This is a genomic window from Bacteroidia bacterium (genome assembly GCA_019695265.1).
GTDB lineage: Bacteria > Bacteroidota > Bacteroidia > JAIBAJ01 > JAIBAJ01 > JAIBAJ01.
This window is the reverse complement of record JAIBAJ010000018.1, coordinates 1-22,235: the sequence shown is the minus strand read 5'-3', so window position 1 is coordinate 22,235 and position 22,235 is coordinate 1. Positions and strand designations below refer to the sequence as shown.

The window sequence follows — 22,235 nt, the reverse complement described above, 5'->3', positions numbered from 1 at the left end:
TAATTGAAAACAAGATGGTATCGTGCTTCTTTGTCTTACTAGTTTTCATGAGTTTTCAAAAGGGTTGATAAGGCTGCAAACATCCAAGCATTGCTCCATCGCATAAATGATTGACGTTCAGTGTGATGTTTGAATTTTCTAAAATAAAAGTAACCTTCCTGATCTTGCATTTCTTTCATCATCCAGTTGGCTACTTTGTCTGCTAGTTCAATTTTGTTAAACTTAACTAAGGTAAGGATGCTTTGTGCTGCTGAGGTGCAATCTATGGGATAGGTCTCTTTGTCGTAAAATTTGGGCATTCCGGAATCTAAAAAGAAATGACGCAGATAATATTCAAATCCGGTTTGGATTTGTTGGTTGAAACCTATATCACCGGTTAATTGGCTATATTCCTTAGCACAATCTAAAACATATCCGGTGTGATAATTGTCAACCCAGCCGCCTTCTTTCGATTTGGAATAAACCCAAGCACCATCCTCCCTTTGATTTTTCATAACAAAAGACATGGTTCTTTTGGCGATTTCGAGGTATTTCAAATCTTTAGTTAAATAATAACATTGGGCCAACAATCGACTACCTTTTAAACTTGCATTGAAAACAATCTGTTTATCAAAAGGAGAGTAAGAAAGGCAAATGTCATTTTCTGAGTCAATTGTTCTATAAAGGTCTTTTAAAACGAAATCGGCCGATGAAAGTATTAACTTTTTTACCCTTGGGTTAGGGTTATGTTGATAATATAAAAAAAGCGCATTTACTATGATTCCGGTTGCTACAACTGTTGGTTTGTATGCAGGAATGGAGGTGTGTCTGGCAGCCCAATCAAAATCATATCCCCAACAATCCCCATGATAGGTTTTATCCGAATGAAATTCAAGCCTACCAAGTAAATATTCAACTTGGGTCTCATAATAGTTCTTCCTGGCAGCATCTGCATCAATCAGCATGGTATAGGCCTGAATACTTAAGCCTAGCGTAACCGGATTCTCTCCGGGCGGAATTAATAAAAATGGCCTCAGGTTGAATGGTGATCGCTTTATTAATTGTTGGGACAAAAACCGAAGGGTGTGGTTGGAACGCAAGAAAGGCAGCTTAAATAATGGAGACATTAAGCCATCATAAGGGTCATGTCCTTTGAACTGGTTTCTAACCATGTATTTTTCCAACAATTCAATTCTCCCTTTTAACATAGCTTGCTAATTTCCTTCTCTATAAATTCAACCCGCTTCGAAGCATATAGGTTGTTCATAGAAAAGATTCTGTTATACTGTTTTGTTTTTTCTATTTCTTCCTTTTCAAGAAACTCCTTAACGGTATTGGCCATGGAAAAGGTAGAATTTTCGGTAAACAACCTACCCATTTCGTTTTTAAAGAAATCCGGTACTCCTCCAACAGGTCCTGAAAAAATGATAAGGCCATGTGACATAGCTTCTATAATTACAGTGGGCATACCTTCCGGCGAGAAACTGGAAAATAGCAATGCGTCCGATTCTTTAAATGCCTTAACTTTTTCTATTCCAAATACTAATCCCCGGTCTTGGATATAGTCTGATTTTTTTTCGTTTAAGAACTTCTCTAATTCAGGTCTAAGTTGCCCATCTCCACAAATAGTAAGGGAAGCATCAATACCCCATTCTCTTAACTGATCCGTAATTGCAATCGCTTCGAATAATCCTTTGTTTTTCTCCATTCTTCCAATCCAAAGCAATCGAAATGCAGTAGCGGAAGAAATACCATCCACTTGTACCAGTGCTGCATTTTTTAATTCTTCATCCGAAATCATTGTAAACGTTCGGTGAATGGGATAGGTAAAACCCCATTCTTGCATTATCTTTCTAAAACGTTCAGAAAGACAAAATGCCAAATCCGCTTTTCGGTACCATTTCCTGAAAAAGTGGTTAGGATTATTGTTTACATGGTTCTCGAATGATTCATTCCATCCATGCCAAAAAATCACCACCTTCTTTCCAAACAGTTTGGATAAAAACAAATAAATGAAATCCCTTTGAATAGATTGTTTTGAAAATGAAATGTTTAGAAATACAACTTGCGGATTCCAAAACAACAATTGCCAAAAGAAGTTGAAGTAATCCCAAATAAACCTAGCCCCTTCTCCAAGTGGTCCTAAAAATTTCCTTTTTGGACTTCCCCTAAAGACTAATTGATGTTCAAAACTCAAATAGGAAGTTAAAACCTTGGTAAAGTTGCTCACTCCTCCGGTTACATCAAGTCTTGGGGAAAGAATTAACATTTTCATTTTTCTTCAATTACTAAGGTTTCCGGAAAATGATAACTGATAGACGTAAGGGATCCGAGATATACAAAAACGAATGAAAGGGATGTTAATTCCCAGATTTGACCGGATGTAGAAAAAACAAAATTGCTCATCAAAACGGCAAAGAAAACAGCTTTTAACTCATTCCGCATTTTTTCATCCTTAACTCCGGTAAGAACAATAAGAAAGGTTTTAACCATTTGATAAAACATCAGGAAATAAAAGGATAAACCCACAACACCCATACCAAATAGCATGTTATTGTAGTCAACGTGAAGCGGCCTAATCTTTGTTTCTGTATTCCGAAAGATCTCTAAATTGATCGAATTGAAAACCTCCTTTCCAAAAAGTATCTCTTTCAAATTACCATCAACAAATGGTTTTTTTACATGGTCAAATTCTCCAAAACGATTGTGGTCTCTTTGCATTTCATCCTCAATCCTCAATCTGGATTCTAATAAAAGGGAAATTTCTTCTTTATAGGTAAATCCTACAATAACCAAACCCAGACTAACCAAAAAAAAGAATCTTCCTAAAATCCTTCTACTTGAACCCAAGAAGAACAAAACAAGGAATCCCACAACAGCAGCTACAATCGAAGAACGTCTAAATGTTATAACAACAAAAGCCAAATTGGATAATATAATGGAGTTCAATATCCAAGTTTTGAGTTTTGGATTGAATAACAATATCGATGGAAAAATAATGCCTATATATGCCAAAATATAAGTGATTTGAACTTCGCTACCACCTAAGTAGATACCTACATCATACGCTCTATCCCCAACTTTAAATACTTGTGCAAATACAAACTGAAGTACAACCAAAACACAGGCTACCAAATAACTTCGGTGAAGCAAGCCCAAATCTTCCTTGGTTTTCACATATTTAAAGGCCAAAGGATACATCATCAAAGCAATGAAAAACTTAAGGAATTCCTGGAAAGAATAAGAAAAATTAGAGGATCCAAAGAGTAAAATAAAGCAATAGGTAAGAAATAAGGATATGACTAGTGAGGGACGAATTTTGAAGTTTAAACCCGGAACTACAAACCCCATCACTGTTAAAATTATGATGGCCCTGATATGTCCGGAGTGGAATGAAGCATGTTCTCCAAAATATCCAATAGTAACATCTGCCAGTACGTTGATTACCGGAAACATAAAGAATAGGAATCTTAATATGTTTTTAAAGGTTCTCATCGTTTGAACTGAGATTGAATAAAACTAAAAAAAGTTGAATCAACCTTTAGGTGTTTCCGAATGGATTGAACAAGGAAGAAATTGTAAAAAATCGTAGTTAATAAGGTTGAAATAGCTGCACCAACAATTCCATACAAAGGGATAAAATAGTAATTGCTTAGAATGGTTATTACTAAGGTGCCAATCACTGCATTTTTGTAGGAATTTTGATGGCCGGTCATTTGAAGAATATATCCGGAAGAACCACCAAATGCGCTTACAACCTGGGTAATAAGTAAAATATAAAATGCAGTTTTATCGCCTGAAAAATCCTTTCCAAAAAATCCTAGTAGGATGGAATGAAACAAAAGCAATCCTAAGGCTAAAGTAAAGGTCGATAAAAAAATGATACTTGCTGAAAACCTTAGCGTTTTTTGCAATCCTACTAAGTCATTTTTTGCAAACAATTCACCAAATTTTGGCATTCCTATAGAATTTAGTGAGGTTATTGGTATGGTAGCAATGATTGTAACCTTTAAAAAGATATTGTAAATCCCAACTTCAGCTTCGGTCCGGTAATGACCTAACATAATGGTATCAATCCATCCTTTTAAGAATATCAATGTCGAGCTAAATAGTAAAGGGTAGGCTAAATTCGTTAATTTCAAATAATTGTTCCAGTAAGTTTCATCTCGGGTTGGGCGTATATCTAATTTTCTAAACTCATAGATCAATAAGAAAAAACTTAAAAAAGTAACAAGCAGCATCCCAAGAAAATAGGTGAAAATTAAATTAATTTCCATGCCTAGTTGCTGAAATACAAAAACGAGTATGGCCGGAAATAAGAACCTGGCAACCATATCTAGAAACACATATTCTTTTATCTTTTTTAATCCTCGAAGTAATTGCGAATTGATATTGCATAAAGTTATTGGAAGCACCAGGAGGGCGCTGTATTTTATCCAATCGATTAATGATTTATTATCAAAAAGAGTAATGGCAATTTGTTTTGAAAGCAGGTAGATTGCCATCATGGTTGCCAATGAAATGATGGAACCTAGAAGGGCTAGTTTTCTGTAAATTGGACTTAGAAATATCAATTGTTTTTTAACTACCAGCTCGGGAACCAATCGAAGTATGGCTCCATCTAAACCAAACGTACTTAAGATGGCCCCAAAAGAAAAAACAGTGAATGTTAAGGAAAACATTCCCCAAGCATCTGCACCGTAGTTCCTTGTTATTTGAAGACTAAAAATATACCCGGCACCCATGCCTGCAATTCGCAGGAAAAAGGTAATTATGGATCCAGTTAGAAGTTCATTCTTTCCTTTGGTTTGCAGAAATTTAGAAATCAACTTCATTTGCAAAGAAGGTACATAGCTATCAACAACAATGGTTCAACACTCAGAAAGGGAACTGACTTAATTGAACTTAAGAAAATCCTTCAAACTAAATCTTTTTTTACTTTCTTGGTTGTAGTAACCATAGCCATAACTATAACCTTGACTATAACCATAACCGCCTAAACTGCTCATTTTTACTCCGTTTAGAATCAAGTTTACATTGGAAAGTTTCTTGCTGGTTTCAAGGTCTCTGATAAACTTGATGTAATCTTTTGCAGTGTAGTCATACCTTAACAGGTAAAACATTTGGTGGCAATGTTCAGAAATAGTAAAACCATCCGAAACTAATCCAACCGGAGGAGCATCAATGATAATATAGTCATACCTTTCTTGTAATTCCTTAATCATTCTTTCCATGTTTTCAGAAATCAATAATTCCGCCGGATTAGGTGGAATTGGTCCTGAAGGTATTATATCCAAAGTGTCAATTACTCCCGACGGCATTATGATTTGGTCGATAGTAGCCTGGTCAATCAAATAGTTTGAAACTCCAATATTGGAACTGATGTTAATGTTTTTTGCCAATTTGGGTTTTCGCAAGTCTAACTCAATCATTACCACTTTTTTATTGGTAATAGCAATGGATGCTGCAAAATTCAAGGAGAAAAAGGTTTTTCCTTCCCCGGAAATATTGGAAGTAACACCAATTACCAATCGATCGGCTCCCTTAGCCAGGTATTTTAAATTAGAACGAATATTTCTGAATGCCTCCGAAATAGCAGATTTTGCCGATTGATTAACAACCAATGGATCCGGATCTGATGAGAATGGAATAATTCCAAGCAAGGGGAAATTGGTTTCTGAAACGATATCATTTCTAGTTTTTACAGTATTATCATAAGAATCCATAAACTCCTTAATACCAATCGGAACCAACAACGCTAATAGTAACGAAATACCATAATAAATCGGTTTAACCGGTTTAATCGGTGCTTCCGTAGAAACTGAATAATCCAAGATTCTATTGTCAGAGGCCGTGGAAGCTAGAGATAGCGCTGCTTCTTCTTGTTTTTGAAGTAAGTATAAATATAGATTTTGTTTGATCTCCATTTGCCTTTTGATATCAAAAAGCTGGTGCTCTTTTTGAGGGATTGATTTTATCTCCGAATCAAAACCTCTTAGTTTTTTCTCTACCTGTCTTTTTCCCATTAAAATGGCCGATTTTACGTTCCTTACACTTTCTGCCAAGGTGGTACGTAATCCATTTATTTGATTGTTCAAGTTAACAATCATTGGGTTGTCCTTTTTAAGCGAACTGTTAATAAGGGCTTTTTGACTTTCGAGCTTTATGATCTCTTGGCATAGCTCCAATAAAACCGGATCTGTTAATCCAACCACCGCCGGAGCTAATATGCCTGATTCGGCCCTGTTTTTGGTATAACTTTCAATGTCTTCAACTAATTTTAATTGACTTTCCAATTGCATCAGTTGTTTGTCATATTCAACTACATTGTTAAGTAACAAATGTGTGTTTTGACCAAGTTCAACAATTCCATTCTTAATTCTAAAATCCTCAAAAATGGTTTCAATAGAGTTTACATCATTGGAAAGAAGTTTGATACGATCATTCAGAAACTTAAGAGTCATCTCCCCAATTTCGTTTTTGATGGTAACATCGTTCTTCAAGTAAGTGTCCATCAGGTGGTCAATGAATTTAACCCCCCTTTCCGGAATGTTATCTTCTATTTGAAGCCTTAAAACCGTAGACATTTTGCTCGTAAGTTCAACTTTTAGGGCTTTCCTGTAATGGTTAACCGCCTGGTCAATGGTGGTTACCTTAACTGTAATGTTTTTGTATTCTTTGTTTTCTACCCCATTGACAAAAATTTTGTCGAACATGGCAGTTTTGTTAATGGTAACTAAACCATAAGGCGTAGGTAACGATTTGCCAAATTGTCCTTTCAATTCAAACCCTGCCATGCCTTCCATCTTGGGAGAACAGGTTAATTCAAAGTTCTGTGGGTCGTTTATGGTAACACCAATTTCAGCACCAACAATCACTTTCTGAATAGTATCCAATTTAAATGAAATTGGACAATTCGTATACATTTCTCTGGTTCTAAAATCGGTTGATTTGTAGTATTGATAGTTTAAATCTAAATCCTCGATTGTCCTTTTTAGAATGGTTCTGGATTTAATTACCTCTATTTCATTCTCGACCAATTGTGAACCGGAAAATAAATCCAACTCTTTCAATAAATCTTGAGAAGCAAATTTTGAATTCTTCTTATCATCCTGAGCCAATACATAACCCTCAATCGAATATTTGGGAGTTGAATAGAAGATTAACACCCAAGATAAGGTGGTAAATAAAATCCCGAAAATGATATACCAAGGCCAAATGGATAGGTATCTGAAAATTAAACTTCTAAAATCAACCTCAATATTGCTACTATTGGGATTCTTAATTTGCTCTGTCATTTTTATGTGAATTTCAAATGCTGTCTTACTCCAATTTTGAGAAATTAGAAAAAACTACCTAAATCTGTATATCAATAAGGCAACAATATTTAAACCGGTTATCACCATCGGAAGTATTCTGTATACATTGTCAGAAGATGCTATTTTACCCTTGCCTGGCTCTACATAAATGATGTCGTTGGGCTGAAGGTACATGTATTTGGTAGATAATACATTTTTGTCAGTTAAATCCAAACGAATTATTTGATTTTTCCCATCTACTTCCCTGATTAATTGAATGTGTTTTCTTTCCCCAAATATGGTTAAATCTCCTGCTGAAGATATTGCTTCAAAAAGGGTAACTCGTTCGCTTGGAAATGTATAAACACCAGGTTTTAGAACATCGCCCATCAACATGATTTTGAAATTAAGATAACGAACCGTTACCACCGGTTTTTCCAAATACTGTGAAAGCGCATCTTGCAACAAAGTGCGAATTTCAATAGACGTTTTTCCTTTTACATTTATACTGCCAATTATAGGAAATTGGATATTCCCTTGCGCATCAACTAAAAATCCACTGGTTTGTTGAGAAAAATTTGGATCATTGTTGGTCGTGGCTCGTGTAGTTCCAAAAAAGGAAAACATTGCCGTAGCCTCAGGATTAATAGAACTTACAGCAATATTTAAGATATCACCGGGCTGAATTTTAGGCTCTGAGAATCCGGTTCTTAATCGGCTTAAACTCTCATCCGTCTTCCTGTCAATGTTTACTGTGTCAATTTTTGATTTATCTAAACTTTGGAAGTAGGTAATATGCTTTCTGGTGACACACGAACCAAAAAACAGGATGGCCGTAAAGGCCATAATCAACCAAGTAGACTCTTTAGAAATCCTTATCACTTATATTAAAATGGGGGCGCAAAGGTAAAACAAAATGATTCAATCTGTCAAATAATGTGACTTATATAGCAGGATGCATGATTCATCCAAAAGGTTGCACCTGATTGAAATTTTTCTTCAAAATCTTTTAGCCTTCCTTAACTTATTTTTTTGCAGTTAGCTTTTCACATTCTGGTAGACTCTTTTTTATAAGTCAATAGGAAGGAATTGAAGATAGTTTTAAATGCCTTGTATGCGGGCCCCCTACGCCTATCTGGCTTTTTTCTTAACCCTAACCGACTTGCACCGGCGTTCGGGTCACGCTATCGGCTGTAGTCCAAGCCAACTCCGCTAAACGCTGCGTTGACTTGGAGCTACTTGCCTCTATCGTTGCCCGATGCGTAACCTAAACTTGCCATTTCTAACCCAACTTAACATGGTATTCTAACTGTTTTATGCAAGGGGAAACATAGTATACCAAATGGGCCTAATGTTTAGTCAAACTTAATGTATGCATTTTTCTTATAAAAATGGATCTACTATACTGATTTACAAAGTTTTTGTAAATATAAACTTAGTAAAATCCGTTGTTCTATTAATAAAATGGATAGAAAATAATCAAGCTAACAACGGTAAAAGATTGAGCTTGCACCCTCGGGCAACGATAGAGGCAAGTAGCCCACAGGACCCCGACGGCGTTAGCCTAGGGGGACGAGGACTACAGCCGATAGCGTGACCCGAACGCCCGTGCTGGTTGTTTGGGGCTTAATTTAATTTTTGTTGGGCGGAGGGAGCCCGCATAAAAAGTATAAAAAATGTATAGTAAGCCCCAAGTTGACTTTTTAGAATATCCTAGTGCAATACCGAATGGACTTTACGTATAGTCCAATGTAATGTATGATTTTTTCAAAGGATAAATGACCTAAGTTATTGTTTTATAGGTATTTAACACGGCAAATTTATGAAATGCCTTTGGACTGTTTATAAATTAAAATTGGTATAGCTACTTAGGATTTTCGGTTGGATGGTCTGAAATGACAGTTACCATTGGGAGTGATTCCAATGGATTCGATAATCGGTTTGCAGGTATCAGATTTGCAAGAAAATAGAACTCGAATGCAAAATACAAGGGATTAATAATGATTGCACTTGCGAAGAATATAAAAAGAAAGGAAAGAAATAGGAAAATAAAGCCTTTTTTGTTGTAATACTGAGTTATTTTTTTGGTCGATTGGTAATAGGTATAAGCAAGAAATATCATTCCTACTAATCCAAAACGGGATAAAAAATCTGCAATTCCATTTACATAAACCAAATGTGTAAATTCGCTATCAGTTCTGAATTTATCCTGCATTCCAATTCCTAGTATCGGATTTTTAGCGAAATCCATCAAGGCCAATTGCATGGATCCAAAGCGCCCTAGCGTAACCTTATCCATATCAGTATCTACATCCATATATTTCAGATGCTCACCACTGTTATTGAATTCATTAATGATTTTATTTCCAACAATATCTAAATTAAACATCCCTATGCCAACAAAAATGGATATAATGAAATAGAGCATTTTGGTTTGCGATTTCAAATTATAAAGAAAGAACGCCGGAATCATAGAGAAAATAGTAACAATTGCCGTTGTGGATTGAGTTGTTAATATGGTAATGAAGAGAATGGTTAGATTTCTATTTCGGGTAAATCCTGTTCTAAGCAAATTAATAAATATAGCCAGAATTAGAAGATTTGCAAATCCTTTTGGTTCCCATGCAAATCCGCTGTTTCGGTACATAGCATTGTCATTCATGGTAAAAATGAAGTTATTCACATACCAGTTGCCACGGTAATCTAATGGAGGAATTAAGGTCTCGAAAATTCCAATAAATTGCTTGAGGTAGGGATAAGCGATTAATTGGATTGGAAAAAAAAACAAGCTAACCTTAGAAAGTGTTACTAAGCATTTTTCAAAAAGGTAAAATAAGTGTTCTTTTAAAATTAATATACCAAAAAAGCCGGTATACATTTTCATGGCAAATCGAATGGTGGAATAATAGTTAACCCAATTGAATTTAACCATGTAAAGTATGGTTAAAACGATATATCCATAAAGAAGATAAAGTGCACTTTTGGGAATAGGAACTTTAAAGAATCGAATGTAAAAAACTGTATAAAAGAAAGTAAACAATAATAATCCATCAGAAATAGCAATGATATTTCCTTTGGCACCAATGAAAATCAAGAGTAATGCAATATTCCTTTTATGTTTATTCATTCACTAAAAGGCCTTTTTATTCATTAGGTCTTTAAGGTTGATATCGTTTAACCTTAAAAGATAAATCATCCCAACTAAGATGCCCGCCGAAACAAAGGAAACGGGCGTAATGTACATCAAAGAATCAAAGAATAACATACAAGCTGTGTTCGTTATTACTAGTATGAATGAGATTCCGTTGAATATGAAGAGTTTATGTCTTTTAGCTTTAAATTGGTCTAGCTCAGGAATTTGGACAAATTCTATGATAATATACATTAATATGTAGGATAGCACAGTTGCAATTGCAGCCCCCCACATGCCAAATTTGCCAATAAGGAGAATATTTAACAGGAGATTAAAGCTGGCAGAGGCAATGTTGGCCTTAATTATATTTTTCTTTTTATTGTAATAGAGGTTCTTAACTGAATTGAAGGTGTAATAAGCATAGAAAATATGTGAAAAGGCTATAATGTAAATGATATTCAGACCCTTGTTGAATTCAGGATTGACAGTCATTATGCGGGCCAAAAGCAAAATGAATGGAATTATTAGAAAAATAATGGAAGGGAAAAAGACCATGATGATTCGTTCGACTTTAAAAAAGAAGGATCTTCCTTGCTCAGTAGAAAATGCTTTCCAGGCGATTGGAGTCCAGGCCAATTGAAAAGTGTAAATGAAAAAGGTGGCAATTAGGTCGGAGAATTTATACCCATAACTGTATAATCCTAATTCGGCCTCAGTTGAAAGGGTTTTTAAAAACCAACGATCAGAAATAGACATTACTAAAATTGACAGGTTTCCAAGTAATAAGGGGCCTCCAAAATGAAGTAATCTTTTGATTTGAGACAAGTTTATTTTGCCAAATACCTTGTATCGAAGAATTGGGAAAAAAGCAATGGTTATTAGAACAAAAGCAATTAAATAGGCTAAAACTACACCATTGGTCTTTAAATTTGTTTGAGATAAGAAATAGTAATTTAAACCAAAGAAAAGGAGGGTTTGAAGGATGGAAATGCTCAAATACAGGTTTACCTTATTGTAAGCCCTGCATATGAGAAGGTAATTTTCGGAAAAGGTTTTTATTAGTAAAGCAGTGAAATATAGAATTAGTCCAACCGAAGCCATAGAGTTAAATCCGCTTAGGTAGATAATAACCAGAATACTACAAATTAAACTGCCAATAAAGAATTGGGAAACTATTATATTAGTGGAAAGGGATGCGTATTCCTTTTCTTCCAAATCACTTCTAAACTTCCAAAATGCAGTACTTAGTCCAAATGTTGTAATACTTTTAAGAAAGGTGGCGATTGAAATGATGTATTGAAGATCACCAAATTCCTGTGGTAATAAATAGGCAGTGTATATTGGAATTAGAAGAAAACTAACCAGTTTGAAAACTACCGGTTCTAGGGTGTAAAGTGAAAGGTTCTTGAGGAACTTTTTTGCTTGCATCCTTTGATTTGACTAACTTGGTTATTTGGAACTATTGTTTTGAATTAATTCCAAAAAGAACTTAGTTGGATTATTGCATTCCTGAAGCATTTTTTTTCTCCTTTCCTGTTGCAAACGTTTTCCATTGGTTTGCTTTAAAAACATCTCAACAAGTTCTTCCAGTTTCTCACGTTCAGGGTTCCAAATATGTAATAAACCATAGTCACTCATTGCATGCAAGGTTCCTGCCGTTAAGGAATTGGTGTAAATAGCAGGCACTCCTAACATAGCAGCTTCTGCTGCCATGGTTGCTCCTTCTCCAATATAAAGTTCTGCCTGGGCAAGGCAATCGTGTAAACTTTCAACCGGAATTTGAAGTTTATAGGGTAATAAATCCGCAGGTAGTTCAGATTCTGATGAAATGAAAACTCTGTATTTGGTTTTTATCAATTCCAATACTTTTCTTTTTTGCTCCTCTTTCATACCGGCATGGCCAACATCGTGGTTTGCGCCCCAAGACACAAATCGAAGGATGGCAAATTTTTCTCCTTCTTTTAGGTCAAGCTTTTTTAAAACATCGGGGTTAGGTTCAAATACGTCCGGGTGCAGATAAGAAAGCTCCATAAAGGACTTGAATTTGATTTGTTTTTTACCCATTTCCTTTTCAAAAACCGAAGGTGTTACCACTTTCGTAGTGAAAGGAAGATATAATTTATGGGAAAGAGTCGCTTTGTCAGTATCATCAATTGTAATACTGAATTTCCGGTACAACCAGGCCACATGTGCCGCATAAGGAGAAGCAAAGCCGATGAAGATGTCTTTTTTCTTACCTAACAAGACCAAAAACATCATCAAATCGATTTTGAAAATGTAATAGAGTTTTCCAATTAGGTTGCTGGAACCTTTTCCTCTAGAAATAAATGAAATACCATAAGCTTCTAATAGCTCATGGGTACATTCTTTGTCTCTTGCAAATACAATAACCTCATGACCTTCCTTCTTCAAACGAACAATGATGTTTTTGAAGTAATGGACGTGTGCCGGATGTCCTATGTCAAAAATGAATGTCATTTCTTTAATCGAAGGAATTTCAATATTCTATTTCGTTGATAGGTACTAACAAAGGAACGCATTTCTTTTGGAAATACATGATTATTTGGCTTAAGGTAGCCATAAATCAGACGAAAACCCGATTTTAACTCAATTGTTAAGGAGGCTTTGGCTGCTCTTAAAAGAACATAGGCAAATAAGCTTCCATTTTCTCTCATACCAATTCCATAGCGCATCCAATCAACCGAACGAAGAGGTGGACGATCCGTTTGCATTTTTGCAGTGTAGATGGTGCGGGTTTTTAGCCCAAAGGAGTTTGCAGCTACTACGGGATAGCTTTCCCAGGCATAGTAGGTGTTGGGTAATCTAAATCCAACCCTTTCCCAAAATGATCTTCTAATAATTCTGCCGGAACCTCTTACAGCGTTTGGATTGGTATGAAAACCATCCAACACCCCGGCACACATCGCAAGGGATGGGTCTGCGTTCATTTCTTTCAATAAAATGGAAAGATAATTTTCCTCAAAGGTGGTATCGGCACCAATTACCATAAGAAACTCGTAAGGGTCTTGAAGGTTTTTCTCAATGTATTCGAAGCCTGCATTGTGTGTGTCAGCTAATACGGGCATACCTAACGCTGAATACCCCCTATCTTTTAATCGAACCACATGACAACCTAATCCTTCGGCAAAATCGGCTGTATTATCCTTTGAACCATCATCTACCAAAACGATGTAAGGAGTCATGTTCGCAAATTTAAAGGTGGCTCTTATGCTCTGAATGGTTTTTTCAATCCGTTTGGACTCATTCCTTGCAGGTATAACAATTGGGATATTCATACTTGTATATTTAATAATCCACTCAGAATAGTTATGGATTAATAATGGTCATTGAAATACTTTATTATAGATTTTATACTTAAACCTACATCTGAATTATTTTGTTTTTGCCTTTATGTAATCGGAATTAACCATTTCAGCGATCAATTCAGGAAGTTCAATTGTAGCCTTCCATCCTAGGTCATTCAGCGCTTTCTGAGGGTCACCAATTAATAAATCTACCTCGGTGGGTCGAAAATACCTTTCATCCACAGCAACAATTTTCTGACCAATTTGAAGATGAGGAAATTCATTTGTTTCTAACTGAGCTATGATTCCTATTTCATTAATTCCTTCACCCTGAAATTCAACCACTATTCCTAAAACACTAAATGCCATTCTTACAAAATCTCTAACCTTGGTTGTTTTTCCTGTTGCTAGTACGAAGTCATCCGGCTTGGAATGTTGTAAAATTCTCCACATACCTTCTACATAATCTTTAGCATGGCCCCAATCTCGCAAGGAGTCAAGATTGCCTAAGTAAAGTATAGATTGTAGATTTGCCGCAATTGCTGCCACGGCCATAGTTATTTTTCTGGTTACAAAGGTTTCACCTCTTAAAGGCGACTCATGATTAAATAATATACCATTTGATGCAAATATTCCATAGGCTTCACGATAATTAACTGTTATCCAATATGCATATAATTTTGCCACAGCATAAGGCGATCGTGGATAAAAAGGGGTTCTTTCATTTTGAGGCACTGCTTGCACTAAACCATAAAGTTCTGAGGTTGAAGCTTGGTAAATTCTGGTTTTTTCTACTAAATTAAGTATACGAACAGCTTCTAAAATTCTAAGTGTGCCAATTCCATCGGCGTTGGCAGTATATTCCGGTGTTTCAAAGCTAACTTTTACATGACTCATCGCCGCTAGATTGTATATTTCATCCGGTTGTGTCTCCTGAATAATTCTAATTAAATTAGTACTATCCGTTAAGTCGCCATAGTGTAAATGAAAGTTGGCATTATTAACATGAGGGTCTTGGTATAAATGATCAATTCTCTGGGTATTAAATGAAGAAGCTCTTCTTTTAATACCATGCACCGTATATCCCTTTTTTAATAGTAGTTCAGATAAATATGAGCCATCTTGTCCTGTAACACCTGTAATTAAAGCTGTTTTCATGTCTTTTATAATGTTTCGAGATAGGCAGAGTATGCCTTCCTAATTCCTGTTTCTAAATCAGTTTTATAAGTATAACCTAAATCAGTCAATCTTGATACGTCTAATAATTTTCGCGGAGTTCCATCCGGTTTGGTCTTGTCAAATTCTAATTCTCCTTCATAACCGATAATTTTTTTAATCATCTCAGCCAATTCCTTGATAGAAATATCTGTTCCGGTTCCTATGTTAATTAGTCGTTCGTTGGTTTTTGACCTCATTACATATATACAGGCTTCCGCCATGTCTTCACTATACATAAATTCCCTCTTTGGACTTCCTGTTCCCCAAATAGTTACAGATTTTGAATTGTTTTGTTTGGCTTCGTGAAATTTGCGTATTAGTGCAGGTAAAACATGTGAATTTTGCAAATCATAATTATCATTTGGCCCATATAAATTGGTGGGCATAACACTCAAAAAATCGCAGCCATATTGTTGGTGATAGGATTCGCAAAGCTTAATACCTGCAATCTTTGCAATTGCATAAGGTTCATTGGTTGGTTCTAAAGCCCCGGTTAATAAATATTCTTCCTTAATGGGTTGGGCCGCCATTTTTGGATAAACACAGGATGAGCCTAGAAAAAGTAGTTTCTTTACTCCGGACAAATAAGCGTGGTGAATTACATTGGCTTCAATTAATAAATTGTTGTACAGAAACTCTGCCCGGTAGGTGTTGTTCGCTATGATCCCTCCAACTTTTGCTGCAGCTACAAATACAAAATCAGGAAGCTCTGTTTCAAAAAAATCCTTCACTTTGGATTGATTCATCAAATCAAGCTCTTTAGATGTCCTTGTAATTATGTTGGTATAGCCATTTTCATTTAATTTCTTCACTATGGCTGAACCTACCATTCCTTTATGGCCTGCAACATATATTTTGGAATCTGGGTGAAAGTGATTGGTAGAATCTTCCATGACTCAATTGGTATGATTTCAAATGGGAATTAATAATATTGTTGAGCAAAGCTAACAAAATTGTGGCTTGTAATCCGCTGTATGTCTTTCAGCATGATTGTTTCATAATCATACTTTACCTGGTATGAATGACTTTATAAATAAATTCTTTGTAAAAATCCTCCAAAGATAATTCTCCCGATTCAACTCCCTTAATCCTTAAATCAAAGTCTCTTAAGGAACTTACATTTTTTACGATTTTCGGATAACTATATCGTTGCGCCGCTTCTTCATATTCCTTGAAAACAAAAGGATGAATTCCCATCTTTTCGGCAATGGCGCCGGAGTTTAATCCTTTGGTCCGATGGTAATGTATTTCAAGCAATTTACTGTAGTAGTTATATAAATGCCCTATCGTTACAACTGCCGGATTCTCTTTCTGATTCTTGCTGAAGTAATTAATTATTTGATTGGCTTTAAAAGTATCCTGTTTAGATAAAGCTTTCAATAGCTCAAAGACGTTGTAATCCTTGCTTATTCCAATATTTCGTTCAATGATTAATTCATTAATTTCGGTATTGGGTGGCAGTGAAATGGCCAATTTGGATACCTCATTATCAATTTTTGCCAAATCGTTCCCTAAAAAATCGGCTAGCATTACTGCTGCCTTGTCATTGATTCGATAGCCCTTTTCTTTTACAAAGTCAATGATCCATTTGCTGAGGTTCCAATCCTTAATCACTTCTGAATTGAATACAATTCCATTTTTTTCAATGGCCTTGTATAAGGATTTACGCTTGTCAATGGTTTTACCTTTATAACAAATCACCAGTATCGTGGAAGGTAATGGGGATTCACAGTAAGTTAAAAAAACATCTTTTACTTCTTCTTCTTTCCCGGTTTCTTTGTCTTTTTTCTCTTTGCCTGCTAAGTTCTTTATTAGTTGTGCTTCCTTTACTATTACCAATTGGTAATCGGACATCATAGGGTAACGCTTGGCTTCGCCTACCAAGCGAGAAATATCTAAATCACTACCATAATGAACCGCCTGGTTAAAACTTCGATCCGCTTCCTCTAATACATGGTCTTCCATGTAAGATGCCAATTTGTCGATAAAATAGGGTTCCTCACCCATCAAAAAGTAAATAGGTTTGAATTTCTTCTCCCCAATGTCTTTGATAATCTTTTTGGCAGCTTCGGGTAGGGCAGACATACAATTAGAACCTTAGGTGCTTAACACTTAATCCATTGTTGATTAATTCGTTAAGCGAGTCAATCCCGATTTTTAAATGCAATTCCGTGTAGTTTTTGGTAACCGCCTTATCGCTTCGATCCGTTTTAACACCCGATGAAATCATTGGCTGGTCGGTGACTAATAACAACGCACCTGTTGGAACTTCATTGCTAAAACCAACAACAAATAGAGTGGCTGTTTCCATATCTATGGCCATAGCCCTTAATTTCCTTAAGTATTTCTTAAATTCATTGTCATGTTCCCAAACCCTTCTATTGGTAGTGTATACAGTTCCGGTCCAATAATCGCAATTGTTTTGACGAATACTGGTTGAAACGGCTCGCTGTAAACTAAATGCAGGTAAGGCCGGTACTTCCTGAGGGAAATAGTCATTACTTGTTCCTTCTCCGCGAATAGCAGCTATCGGTAGTATCAAGTCTCCAACGTTGTTCTTTCTTTTTAATCCTCCACATTTTCCTAAAAACAAAACAGCCTTTGGATGAATCGCTGATAATAAATCCATGATGGTTGCTGCCATCGCACTACCCATTCCAAAGTTTATAATTGTAATGTTGTTGGCTGTTGCATTGGGCATGGGCTTGTCAAGACCCGAAACTTCCACATTGTACATTTGGGCAAATAGCGTCACATAATTTTGAAAGTTGGTTAATAAAATATATTGACCAAACTCTTCAATTGGTGTGCCTGTGTAACGGGGTAGCCAGTTTTGAACTATATCATCTTTATTTTTCATTCTGCAAAGGTATGAAGTTAGAAATGGTAATTCTCAATCAAGAATATAATCCATTCAAAATTAATAAGTTATAATTCTCCTCCGAAAAGATTGCCTGCATTAAATCCTACAACCTTTCCTAAATGCTTGTAAGCTAATTCTGTAGCCTGGCGGCCACGGGGTGTACGTATCAAATAGCCTTCCTGAATTAAAAATGGTTCATATACTTCCTCAATGGTTCCACCTTCTTCGCCAACCGCTGTTGAAATGGTAGTAATTCCGACTGGACCTCCCTTAAACTTATCTACAATGGTGGTTAATATCCGGATGTCCATTTCATCTAATCCATGTTTATCCACATTTAATGCCTGCAATGCGTATTGAGAAATTTCTAATGATATGGTTCCATCGCCTTTAATTTGGGCAAAATCTCTTACCCTTCTTAACAAGGCATTGGCTATCCTCGGTGTTCCTCTGCTACGGCGTGCAATTTCAAATGCCGCCGATTCTTGAATGGGAATATTTAAGATGCCGGACGAACGTTCAACAATCTTTTGCAAAAGCTTGGCATCGTAATATTCAAGCCTGGAATTAATGCCAAACCTAGCGCGAAGAGGTGAAGTAAGTAAGCCGGATCGGGTAGTGGCCCCAACCAAAGTAAATGGATTTAATTTGATTTGAACTGACCTGGCGTTCGGCCCTGTTTCAATCATAATATCGATTCGGTAATCCTCCATGGCCGAATACAAATATTCCTCAACAATGGGACTTAAGCGATGGATCTCATCAATAAATAATACGTCGTTCGGTTCTAAATTGGTCAATAGGCCGGCTAAATCCCCGGGCTTGTCTAATACAGGACCTGAAGTAATTTTAATATTTACCCCTAAATCTGCAGCTATTATATTAGCTAAAGTGGTTTTTCCTAATCCGGGAGGACCGTGTAATAATACATGATCCAGCGCCTCTCCTCGTTGTTTCGCCGCAGAGGTGAAGATTTTTAAATTTTCTACCACTTTTTCCTGGCCCGCAAATTCGGTAAAATCAATTGGACGTAAAGCCCTTTCAATTTCCCTATCACCGGGGTTTTGATTCGAAGAGTCGGCTATTAGATTCGGATTCACAATGCAAAGGTAGAAAAGCTATGGCGCCTGAAAGAAAATATTTGATTATTTAAAACAGTTTCCTTTTTGAGTCATCCATGGATGTATTTCATAACTCAATCGACCTGATTTGATGGCCTCATCGGTCTGTACCCATTGTTCAACTTCTTCTTTTGAGCCTGCATCAAAAATGAAAATCCCTCGAAAATTACCATCGTCAGTAAATGGACCGGCTACTTGCAATTTTCCTTCTTTAGCTAATTTCCCGATGTTTTCTAAATGGGCCTTTTGTATTTGTGCTGCTGTCGCTGAATCTTGGTTTCTGTTAGGTCCTTTGCTAAGTAAGACAAAATAATATTGTTTCATCTGCGACATGTCCTGGGCTAGCAAATTGCTGTCAATCAAACATGTAAACAATAATAAAAATAGAATTTTATTCAAGGTAAAAGGCATTTTTCATATTAGTCATCATGCGTGCGGCAAGTGCTTCCTGTGCAGGCGACATAGCTTCAGTGTAGTTTTCAACTCCCATGTGAATGGTATCCGTTCCATTGCTGAATAGTTTGTCCAAGTCCATTGCAACAACCAAGGTATTATTCTTGCCTTTTTCTAAAGTAAAGGATTTATTAGTCAAATCAAACCAGGTGTAAAATTTGTCTTTACCAACATGGTATTGAAAAACCCGGTATTTGCTTGGGTCCTCTTGGGCGTTTTGGGCTGCAGAGGTATCACTCTTTCCCTCCAGTAAAAAAAAGCGGTAGTCGTTGGTCATTCCCCAATACATATTTTGACTCCCACTTAAAGGGTGGGAAGAAGGAAATTGGCCTAAATCATAGGTCATGCTTTTGCTGGGATTGTTTAAACTGGGTTTTACTCCAACTCCAAAGCTTAGCTTGGTTATCGTTACATCGTCAAATTCCTCAAATTGCAATAACATGGATTCTGGTTTCGAGGCATCAGCCAAGGCTATTTCAGATAATAAGAATGATTTTCCTTCAACCGTTATACTTAGATCGGATAGGTAAAACTTCAACCGTTCAATCTCAAAGTCATTTCCATCCACATTGGTATAGGTTTGATTCAAAACCAAATCCTGTCCGTTAACCTTGGGTTTGAATTGAATAGTTAGTTGTCCTGATTTTTTGCAAGATACCAAACTGATGGAAGCCAATAACATCAACCGAAGCACGGCTTTTAAGGAAGTTTTCATCTTACAAATATAACTAACTTCTAAAATACCTGCGCTCTACCAATTCCTGAATTAAGGTAAATTCTGAACTTTCTGAATCCCAGTTGTTTTGATTTAGGGTATTCAGTAAATAATTTTTGGCCTCCGTTAGGTTGTCAAATCCATTTAACACATTTAAGAACAAGTTGAATTCTGTTCCATTGCCTTTAAAAAGTTTATTCGATAGCGAAAATTTGTCATTAATGCTTAATGCAGTTCGCAAATCGGAAATGGGTAAAAGGTTTAGATTTTTAGGTAAGGCACTTTCGATAGCAATCGGTGCAGGTGCAGGTTTGCTATCTTCCACAACCGGTGTTAAATTAACCGGTTCAGTTTCTACTTCAGTTTGGCTTAAGTTGCTTACTTGGGTAATTTCTGGTTCGGGTTCAACTTCTGGTTCGGGTTCAGGTTCCTGTGCTGATACCGATACAGGTTCGAAATCCAATTCAATGGTAGTGCTTACTCCTTTTTCTACCTCCACCAATGGACCCTCCTCTTCCAAGTTTTCTTCCAACTCGGGCTCAGGTTCCATGGACAATTCAACCTGTGGTTCAACAAACATGGCAGGTTCTGGTTCCGGTTCGGTTTTAGGAATTTCCACTGGAATTACCGGAATTTCCGGTTCAATAGTTGGTCTGGTACTCGTTTCTTCGTGCGGAACAACAGCCATTTGGGGCTGTTCGGCTACCAAAGTTTCTTCTTCTTCCCAACCCAATTGATACACCTTGTTGTATGCTGTTCTTAGTTCTTCTAATAAGCTATCAACGTCTATCGGATGAACCGTCCCTGACTTTTCTATTCGGTCGGCAATTCGGGTGGCATTGTTTAGTTTCTGCTTGATTTGGAGGATGGTATGGGAAATGTTCATGTTTTGTTAGAAATCTATGATTAATTGAGAATGCTATTTTATAGTTTTGCCCTGTTCAAGATTGGAGACTATTTAAAACTTTTAAACAAGTACGATTTCATGTTTTTAGAGAACACCAGGCATTACGACAAACGTCAAGGTTGGATCGAAGTGATCTGTGGTTCCATGTTTTCCGGTAAGACCGAGGAGTTGATTCGCCGCCTGAAAAGAGCTAAAATCGCCAAACAAAAGGTGGAAATTTTCAAGCCTGAGGTGGATATCCGCTATGATGAAAGTAAAGTAGTTAGTCACGATTCAAACAGCATTCAGTCCACGCCGGTTCCTTCTGCAGAGCAAATTTTACTACTGGTTGGCGATGTGGATGTGGTTGGTATTGATGAAGCCCAATTTTTTGATGCAGGTTTGCCCGATGTATGCACTAAGCTTGCCAACAACGGAATTCGTGTGATAGCTGCCGGTTTGGATATGGATTACCTGGGAAATCCCTTTGGTCCAATGCCCGGATTGATGGCTATGGCAGAATATGTCACCAAAGTTCATGCAGTTTGCGTGAAATGTGGCAATTTAGCCAATCACAGTCACCGAACTATGGCCAGCAACTCCCTGGTGCTACTGGGCGAAACTGATTCATATGAGCCGTTGTGCCGCTCCTGTTTTTATTCCGATAAGTAATTTTTTTCTGGTTTGGCGGGTCCCTTCGCCACCAATTTCCTGCAATTTCCCACATTTTTGTTTGGCTCAGGTCGGGCTATCGGCTGTAATCCTCGGCACCCTCCGCCAAAGGCTGCGGTCGCCTGTGGGTTACTTGCCTCTATCCCTACCCGAAGAAACCCCCACTATGGTACATTTACCGAGTATTTTCATATTAGGAGCATTTTTGTGAATAGATTTATTTAACTCCTTATAGTGAGGTGGATTAGTTTCCTTATAAACCTGACCATTAGGCAACAGAAAAGTTGGTAAAGGCCAGGTAGGTTGGGCTTGCACCTCGGGCAACGATAGAGGCAAGTAGCCCACAGGCCCGCTATGGCGCTAGCCTAGCGGGACGAGGACTACAGCCGAAAGCGTGACCCGAACGCCTTTGCGTTGCGATTGGAGTCACGCGATTAAATTGGTTAGGCGGAAGGGGGCCCGCCAAATGTCATTAAGTTAAGGTTTAATAAGTTGGTTTATAGTTAGTAAAGGTTTTATGTTTGCTTCTAGAATGTCTATTTTTGACCCTTCTTTCAAAAGAACGATTCTCTCTAACGGGTAGTGCATTTCT

Annotated in this window: 19 protein-coding genes; 1 reads left to right on the top strand and 18 read right to left on the bottom strand. The window is 36.9% G+C overall.

Annotated features, from left to right (window positions below; genetic code table 11):
- Window positions 1-38: 38 nt before the first annotated feature.
- The 18 genes from K1X82_04745 to K1X82_04660 all read right to left on the bottom strand — a co-directional run bounded on the left by K1X82_04745 (window position 39) and on the right by K1X82_04660 (window position 20,971).
- Complete coding sequence (locus tag K1X82_04745; protein ID MBX7181399.1) at window positions 39-1,187, bottom strand: delta-aminolevulinic acid dehydratase; 1,149 nt, start codon at window positions 1,185-1,187, stop codon at window positions 39-41.
- A complete protein-coding gene (locus K1X82_04740) occupies window positions 1,181-2,254 on the bottom strand; it encodes a glycosyltransferase (GenBank protein ID MBX7181398.1) in 1,074 nt (357 codons plus the stop codon). Before K1X82_04740 ends, K1X82_04745 begins: the two co-directional genes overlap by 7 nt.
- Complete coding sequence (locus K1X82_04735) at window positions 2,251-3,474, bottom strand: hypothetical protein (protein MBX7181397.1); 1,224 nt, start codon at window positions 3,472-3,474, stop codon at window positions 2,251-2,253. Before K1X82_04735 ends, K1X82_04740 begins: the two co-directional genes overlap by 4 nt.
- Window positions 3,471-4,814: a flippase gene (locus K1X82_04730; GenBank protein MBX7181396.1), complete on the bottom strand. Its 1,344-nt coding sequence runs from the start codon at window positions 4,812-4,814 to the stop codon at window positions 3,471-3,473. The genes K1X82_04735 and K1X82_04730 overlap by 4 nt, the downstream gene beginning before the upstream one ends.
- Window positions 4,815-4,874: 60 nt before the next feature.
- A complete protein-coding gene (locus K1X82_04725) occupies window positions 4,875-7,277 on the bottom strand; it encodes a polysaccharide biosynthesis tyrosine autokinase (GenBank protein MBX7181395.1) in 2,403 nt (800 codons plus the stop codon).
- Window positions 7,278-7,331: 54 nt separating this feature from the next.
- A complete protein-coding gene (locus K1X82_04720) occupies window positions 7,332-8,159 on the bottom strand; it encodes a polysaccharide export protein (GenBank protein MBX7181394.1) in 828 nt (275 codons plus the stop codon).
- A 982-nt stretch (window positions 8,160-9,141) separates the two neighbouring features.
- Entirely contained in the window at window positions 9,142-10,404 is a 1,263-nt protein-coding gene (locus tag K1X82_04715) for a hypothetical protein (GenBank protein ID MBX7181393.1), read from the bottom strand.
- Between the two features lie 3 nt (window positions 10,405-10,407).
- Complete coding sequence (locus K1X82_04710) at window positions 10,408-11,838, bottom strand: oligosaccharide flippase family protein (protein MBX7181392.1); 1,431 nt, start codon at window positions 11,836-11,838, stop codon at window positions 10,408-10,410.
- 21 nt (window positions 11,839-11,859) lie between these two features.
- Complete coding sequence (locus K1X82_04705; protein ID MBX7181391.1) at window positions 11,860-12,888, bottom strand: DUF354 domain-containing protein; 1,029 nt, start codon at window positions 12,886-12,888, stop codon at window positions 11,860-11,862.
- Window positions 12,885-13,706, bottom strand: coding sequence for a glycosyltransferase family 2 protein (locus K1X82_04700; GenBank protein MBX7181390.1), 822 nt, complete (start codon window positions 13,704-13,706; stop codon window positions 12,885-12,887). The genes K1X82_04705 and K1X82_04700 overlap by 4 nt, the downstream gene beginning before the upstream one ends.
- Before the next feature lie 96 nt (window positions 13,707-13,802).
- Entirely contained in the window at window positions 13,803-14,873 is a 1,071-nt protein-coding gene (gene gmd, locus K1X82_04695; protein ID MBX7181389.1) for a GDP-mannose 4,6-dehydratase, read from the bottom strand.
- A gap of 5 nt (window positions 14,874-14,878) precedes the next feature.
- Window positions 14,879-15,826, bottom strand: a complete 948-nt coding sequence (locus K1X82_04690) for a GDP-L-fucose synthase (GenBank protein ID MBX7181388.1) — start codon at window positions 15,824-15,826, stop codon at window positions 14,879-14,881.
- A gap of 115 nt (window positions 15,827-15,941) precedes the next feature.
- Window positions 15,942-17,018: a DNA polymerase III subunit delta gene (holA, locus tag K1X82_04685; GenBank protein ID MBX7181387.1), complete on the bottom strand. Its 1,077-nt coding sequence runs from the start codon at window positions 17,016-17,018 to the stop codon at window positions 15,942-15,944.
- A gap of 4 nt (window positions 17,019-17,022) precedes the next feature.
- Window positions 17,023-17,793 carry an AMP nucleosidase gene (locus K1X82_04680; GenBank protein MBX7181386.1) on the bottom strand — a complete coding sequence of 257 codons (771 nt, stop codon included), beginning with the start codon at window positions 17,791-17,793 and terminating at the stop codon, window positions 17,023-17,025.
- 68 nt (window positions 17,794-17,861) lie between these two features.
- The gene (gene ruvB / locus K1X82_04675) at window positions 17,862-18,896 is read right to left on the bottom strand and encodes a Holliday junction branch migration DNA helicase RuvB (protein ID MBX7181385.1); all 1,035 of its coding nucleotides are present in this window, start codon (window positions 18,894-18,896) and stop codon (window positions 17,862-17,864) included.
- Window positions 18,897-18,941: 45 nt separating this feature from the next.
- Window positions 18,942-19,328, bottom strand: a complete 387-nt coding sequence (locus tag K1X82_04670) for a YciI family protein (GenBank protein ID MBX7181384.1) — start codon at window positions 19,326-19,328, stop codon at window positions 18,942-18,944.
- Window positions 19,309-20,085 carry a hypothetical protein gene (locus K1X82_04665; protein MBX7181383.1) on the bottom strand — a complete coding sequence of 259 codons (777 nt, stop codon included), beginning with the start codon at window positions 20,083-20,085 and terminating at the stop codon, window positions 19,309-19,311. Before K1X82_04665 ends, K1X82_04670 begins: the two co-directional genes overlap by 20 nt.
- Before the next feature lie 13 nt (window positions 20,086-20,098).
- Window positions 20,099-20,971 carry a procyclic acidic repetitive family protein gene (locus tag K1X82_04660; GenBank protein MBX7181382.1) on the bottom strand — a complete coding sequence of 291 codons (873 nt, stop codon included), beginning with the start codon at window positions 20,969-20,971 and terminating at the stop codon, window positions 20,099-20,101.
- Window positions 20,972-21,070: 99 nt separating this feature from the next.
- On the opposite strand from K1X82_04660, the gene K1X82_04655 reads away from it, so the two are divergent.
- Window positions 21,071-21,643: a thymidine kinase gene (locus tag K1X82_04655; GenBank protein MBX7181381.1), complete on the top strand. Its 573-nt coding sequence runs from the start codon at window positions 21,071-21,073 to the stop codon at window positions 21,641-21,643.
- Window positions 21,644-22,235: the final 592 nt, after the last annotated feature.

Excerpts from the sequence above, each read along its gene's own strand:
- K1X82_04745 (MBX7181399.1), bottom strand. The coding sequence starts at position 1,187 with ATGTTAAAAGGGAGAATTGAATTGTTGGAAAAATACATGGTTAGAAAC.
- K1X82_04740 (MBX7181398.1), bottom strand. The coding sequence starts at position 2,254 with ATGAAAATGTTAATTCTTTCCCCAAGACTTGATGTAACCGGAGGAGTG.
- K1X82_04735 (MBX7181397.1), bottom strand. The coding sequence starts at position 3,474 with ATGAGAACCTTTAAAAACATATTAAGATTCCTATTCTTTATGTTTCCG.
- K1X82_04730 (MBX7181396.1), bottom strand. The coding sequence starts at position 4,814 with ATGAAGTTGATTTCTAAATTTCTGCAAACCAAAGGAAAGAATGAACTT.
- K1X82_04725 (MBX7181395.1), bottom strand. The coding sequence starts at position 7,277 with ATGACAGAGCAAATTAAGAATCCCAATAGTAGCAATATTGAGGTTGAT.
- K1X82_04715 (MBX7181393.1), bottom strand. The coding sequence starts at position 10,404 with ATGAATAAACATAAAAGGAATATTGCATTACTCTTGATTTTCATTGGT.
- K1X82_04710 (MBX7181392.1), bottom strand. The coding sequence starts at position 11,838 with ATGCAAGCAAAAAAGTTCCTCAAGAACCTTTCACTTTACACCCTAGAA.
- K1X82_04705 (MBX7181391.1), bottom strand. The coding sequence starts at position 12,888 with ATGACATTCATTTTTGACATAGGACATCCGGCACACGTCCATTACTTC.
- K1X82_04700 (MBX7181390.1), bottom strand. The coding sequence starts at position 13,706 with ATGAATATCCCAATTGTTATACCTGCAAGGAATGAGTCCAAACGGATT.
- gmd (MBX7181389.1), bottom strand. The coding sequence starts at position 14,873 with ATGAAAACAGCTTTAATTACAGGTGTTACAGGACAAGATGGCTCATAT.
- K1X82_04690 (MBX7181388.1), bottom strand. The coding sequence starts at position 15,826 with ATGGAAGATTCTACCAATCACTTTCACCCAGATTCCAAAATATATGTT.
- holA (MBX7181387.1), bottom strand. The coding sequence starts at position 17,018 with ATGTCTGCCCTACCCGAAGCTGCCAAAAAGATTATCAAAGACATTGGG.
- K1X82_04680 (MBX7181386.1), bottom strand. The coding sequence starts at position 17,793 with ATGAAAAATAAAGATGATATAGTTCAAAACTGGCTACCCCGTTACACA.
- K1X82_04670 (MBX7181384.1), bottom strand. The coding sequence starts at position 19,328 with ATGCCTTTTACCTTGAATAAAATTCTATTTTTATTATTGTTTACATGT.
- K1X82_04665 (MBX7181383.1), bottom strand. The coding sequence starts at position 20,085 with ATGAAAACTTCCTTAAAAGCCGTGCTTCGGTTGATGTTATTGGCTTCC.
- K1X82_04660 (MBX7181382.1), bottom strand. The coding sequence starts at position 20,971 with ATGAACATTTCCCATACCATCCTCCAAATCAAGCAGAAACTAAACAAT.
- K1X82_04655 (MBX7181381.1), top strand. The coding sequence starts at position 21,071 with ATGTTTTTAGAGAACACCAGGCATTACGACAAACGTCAAGGTTGGATC.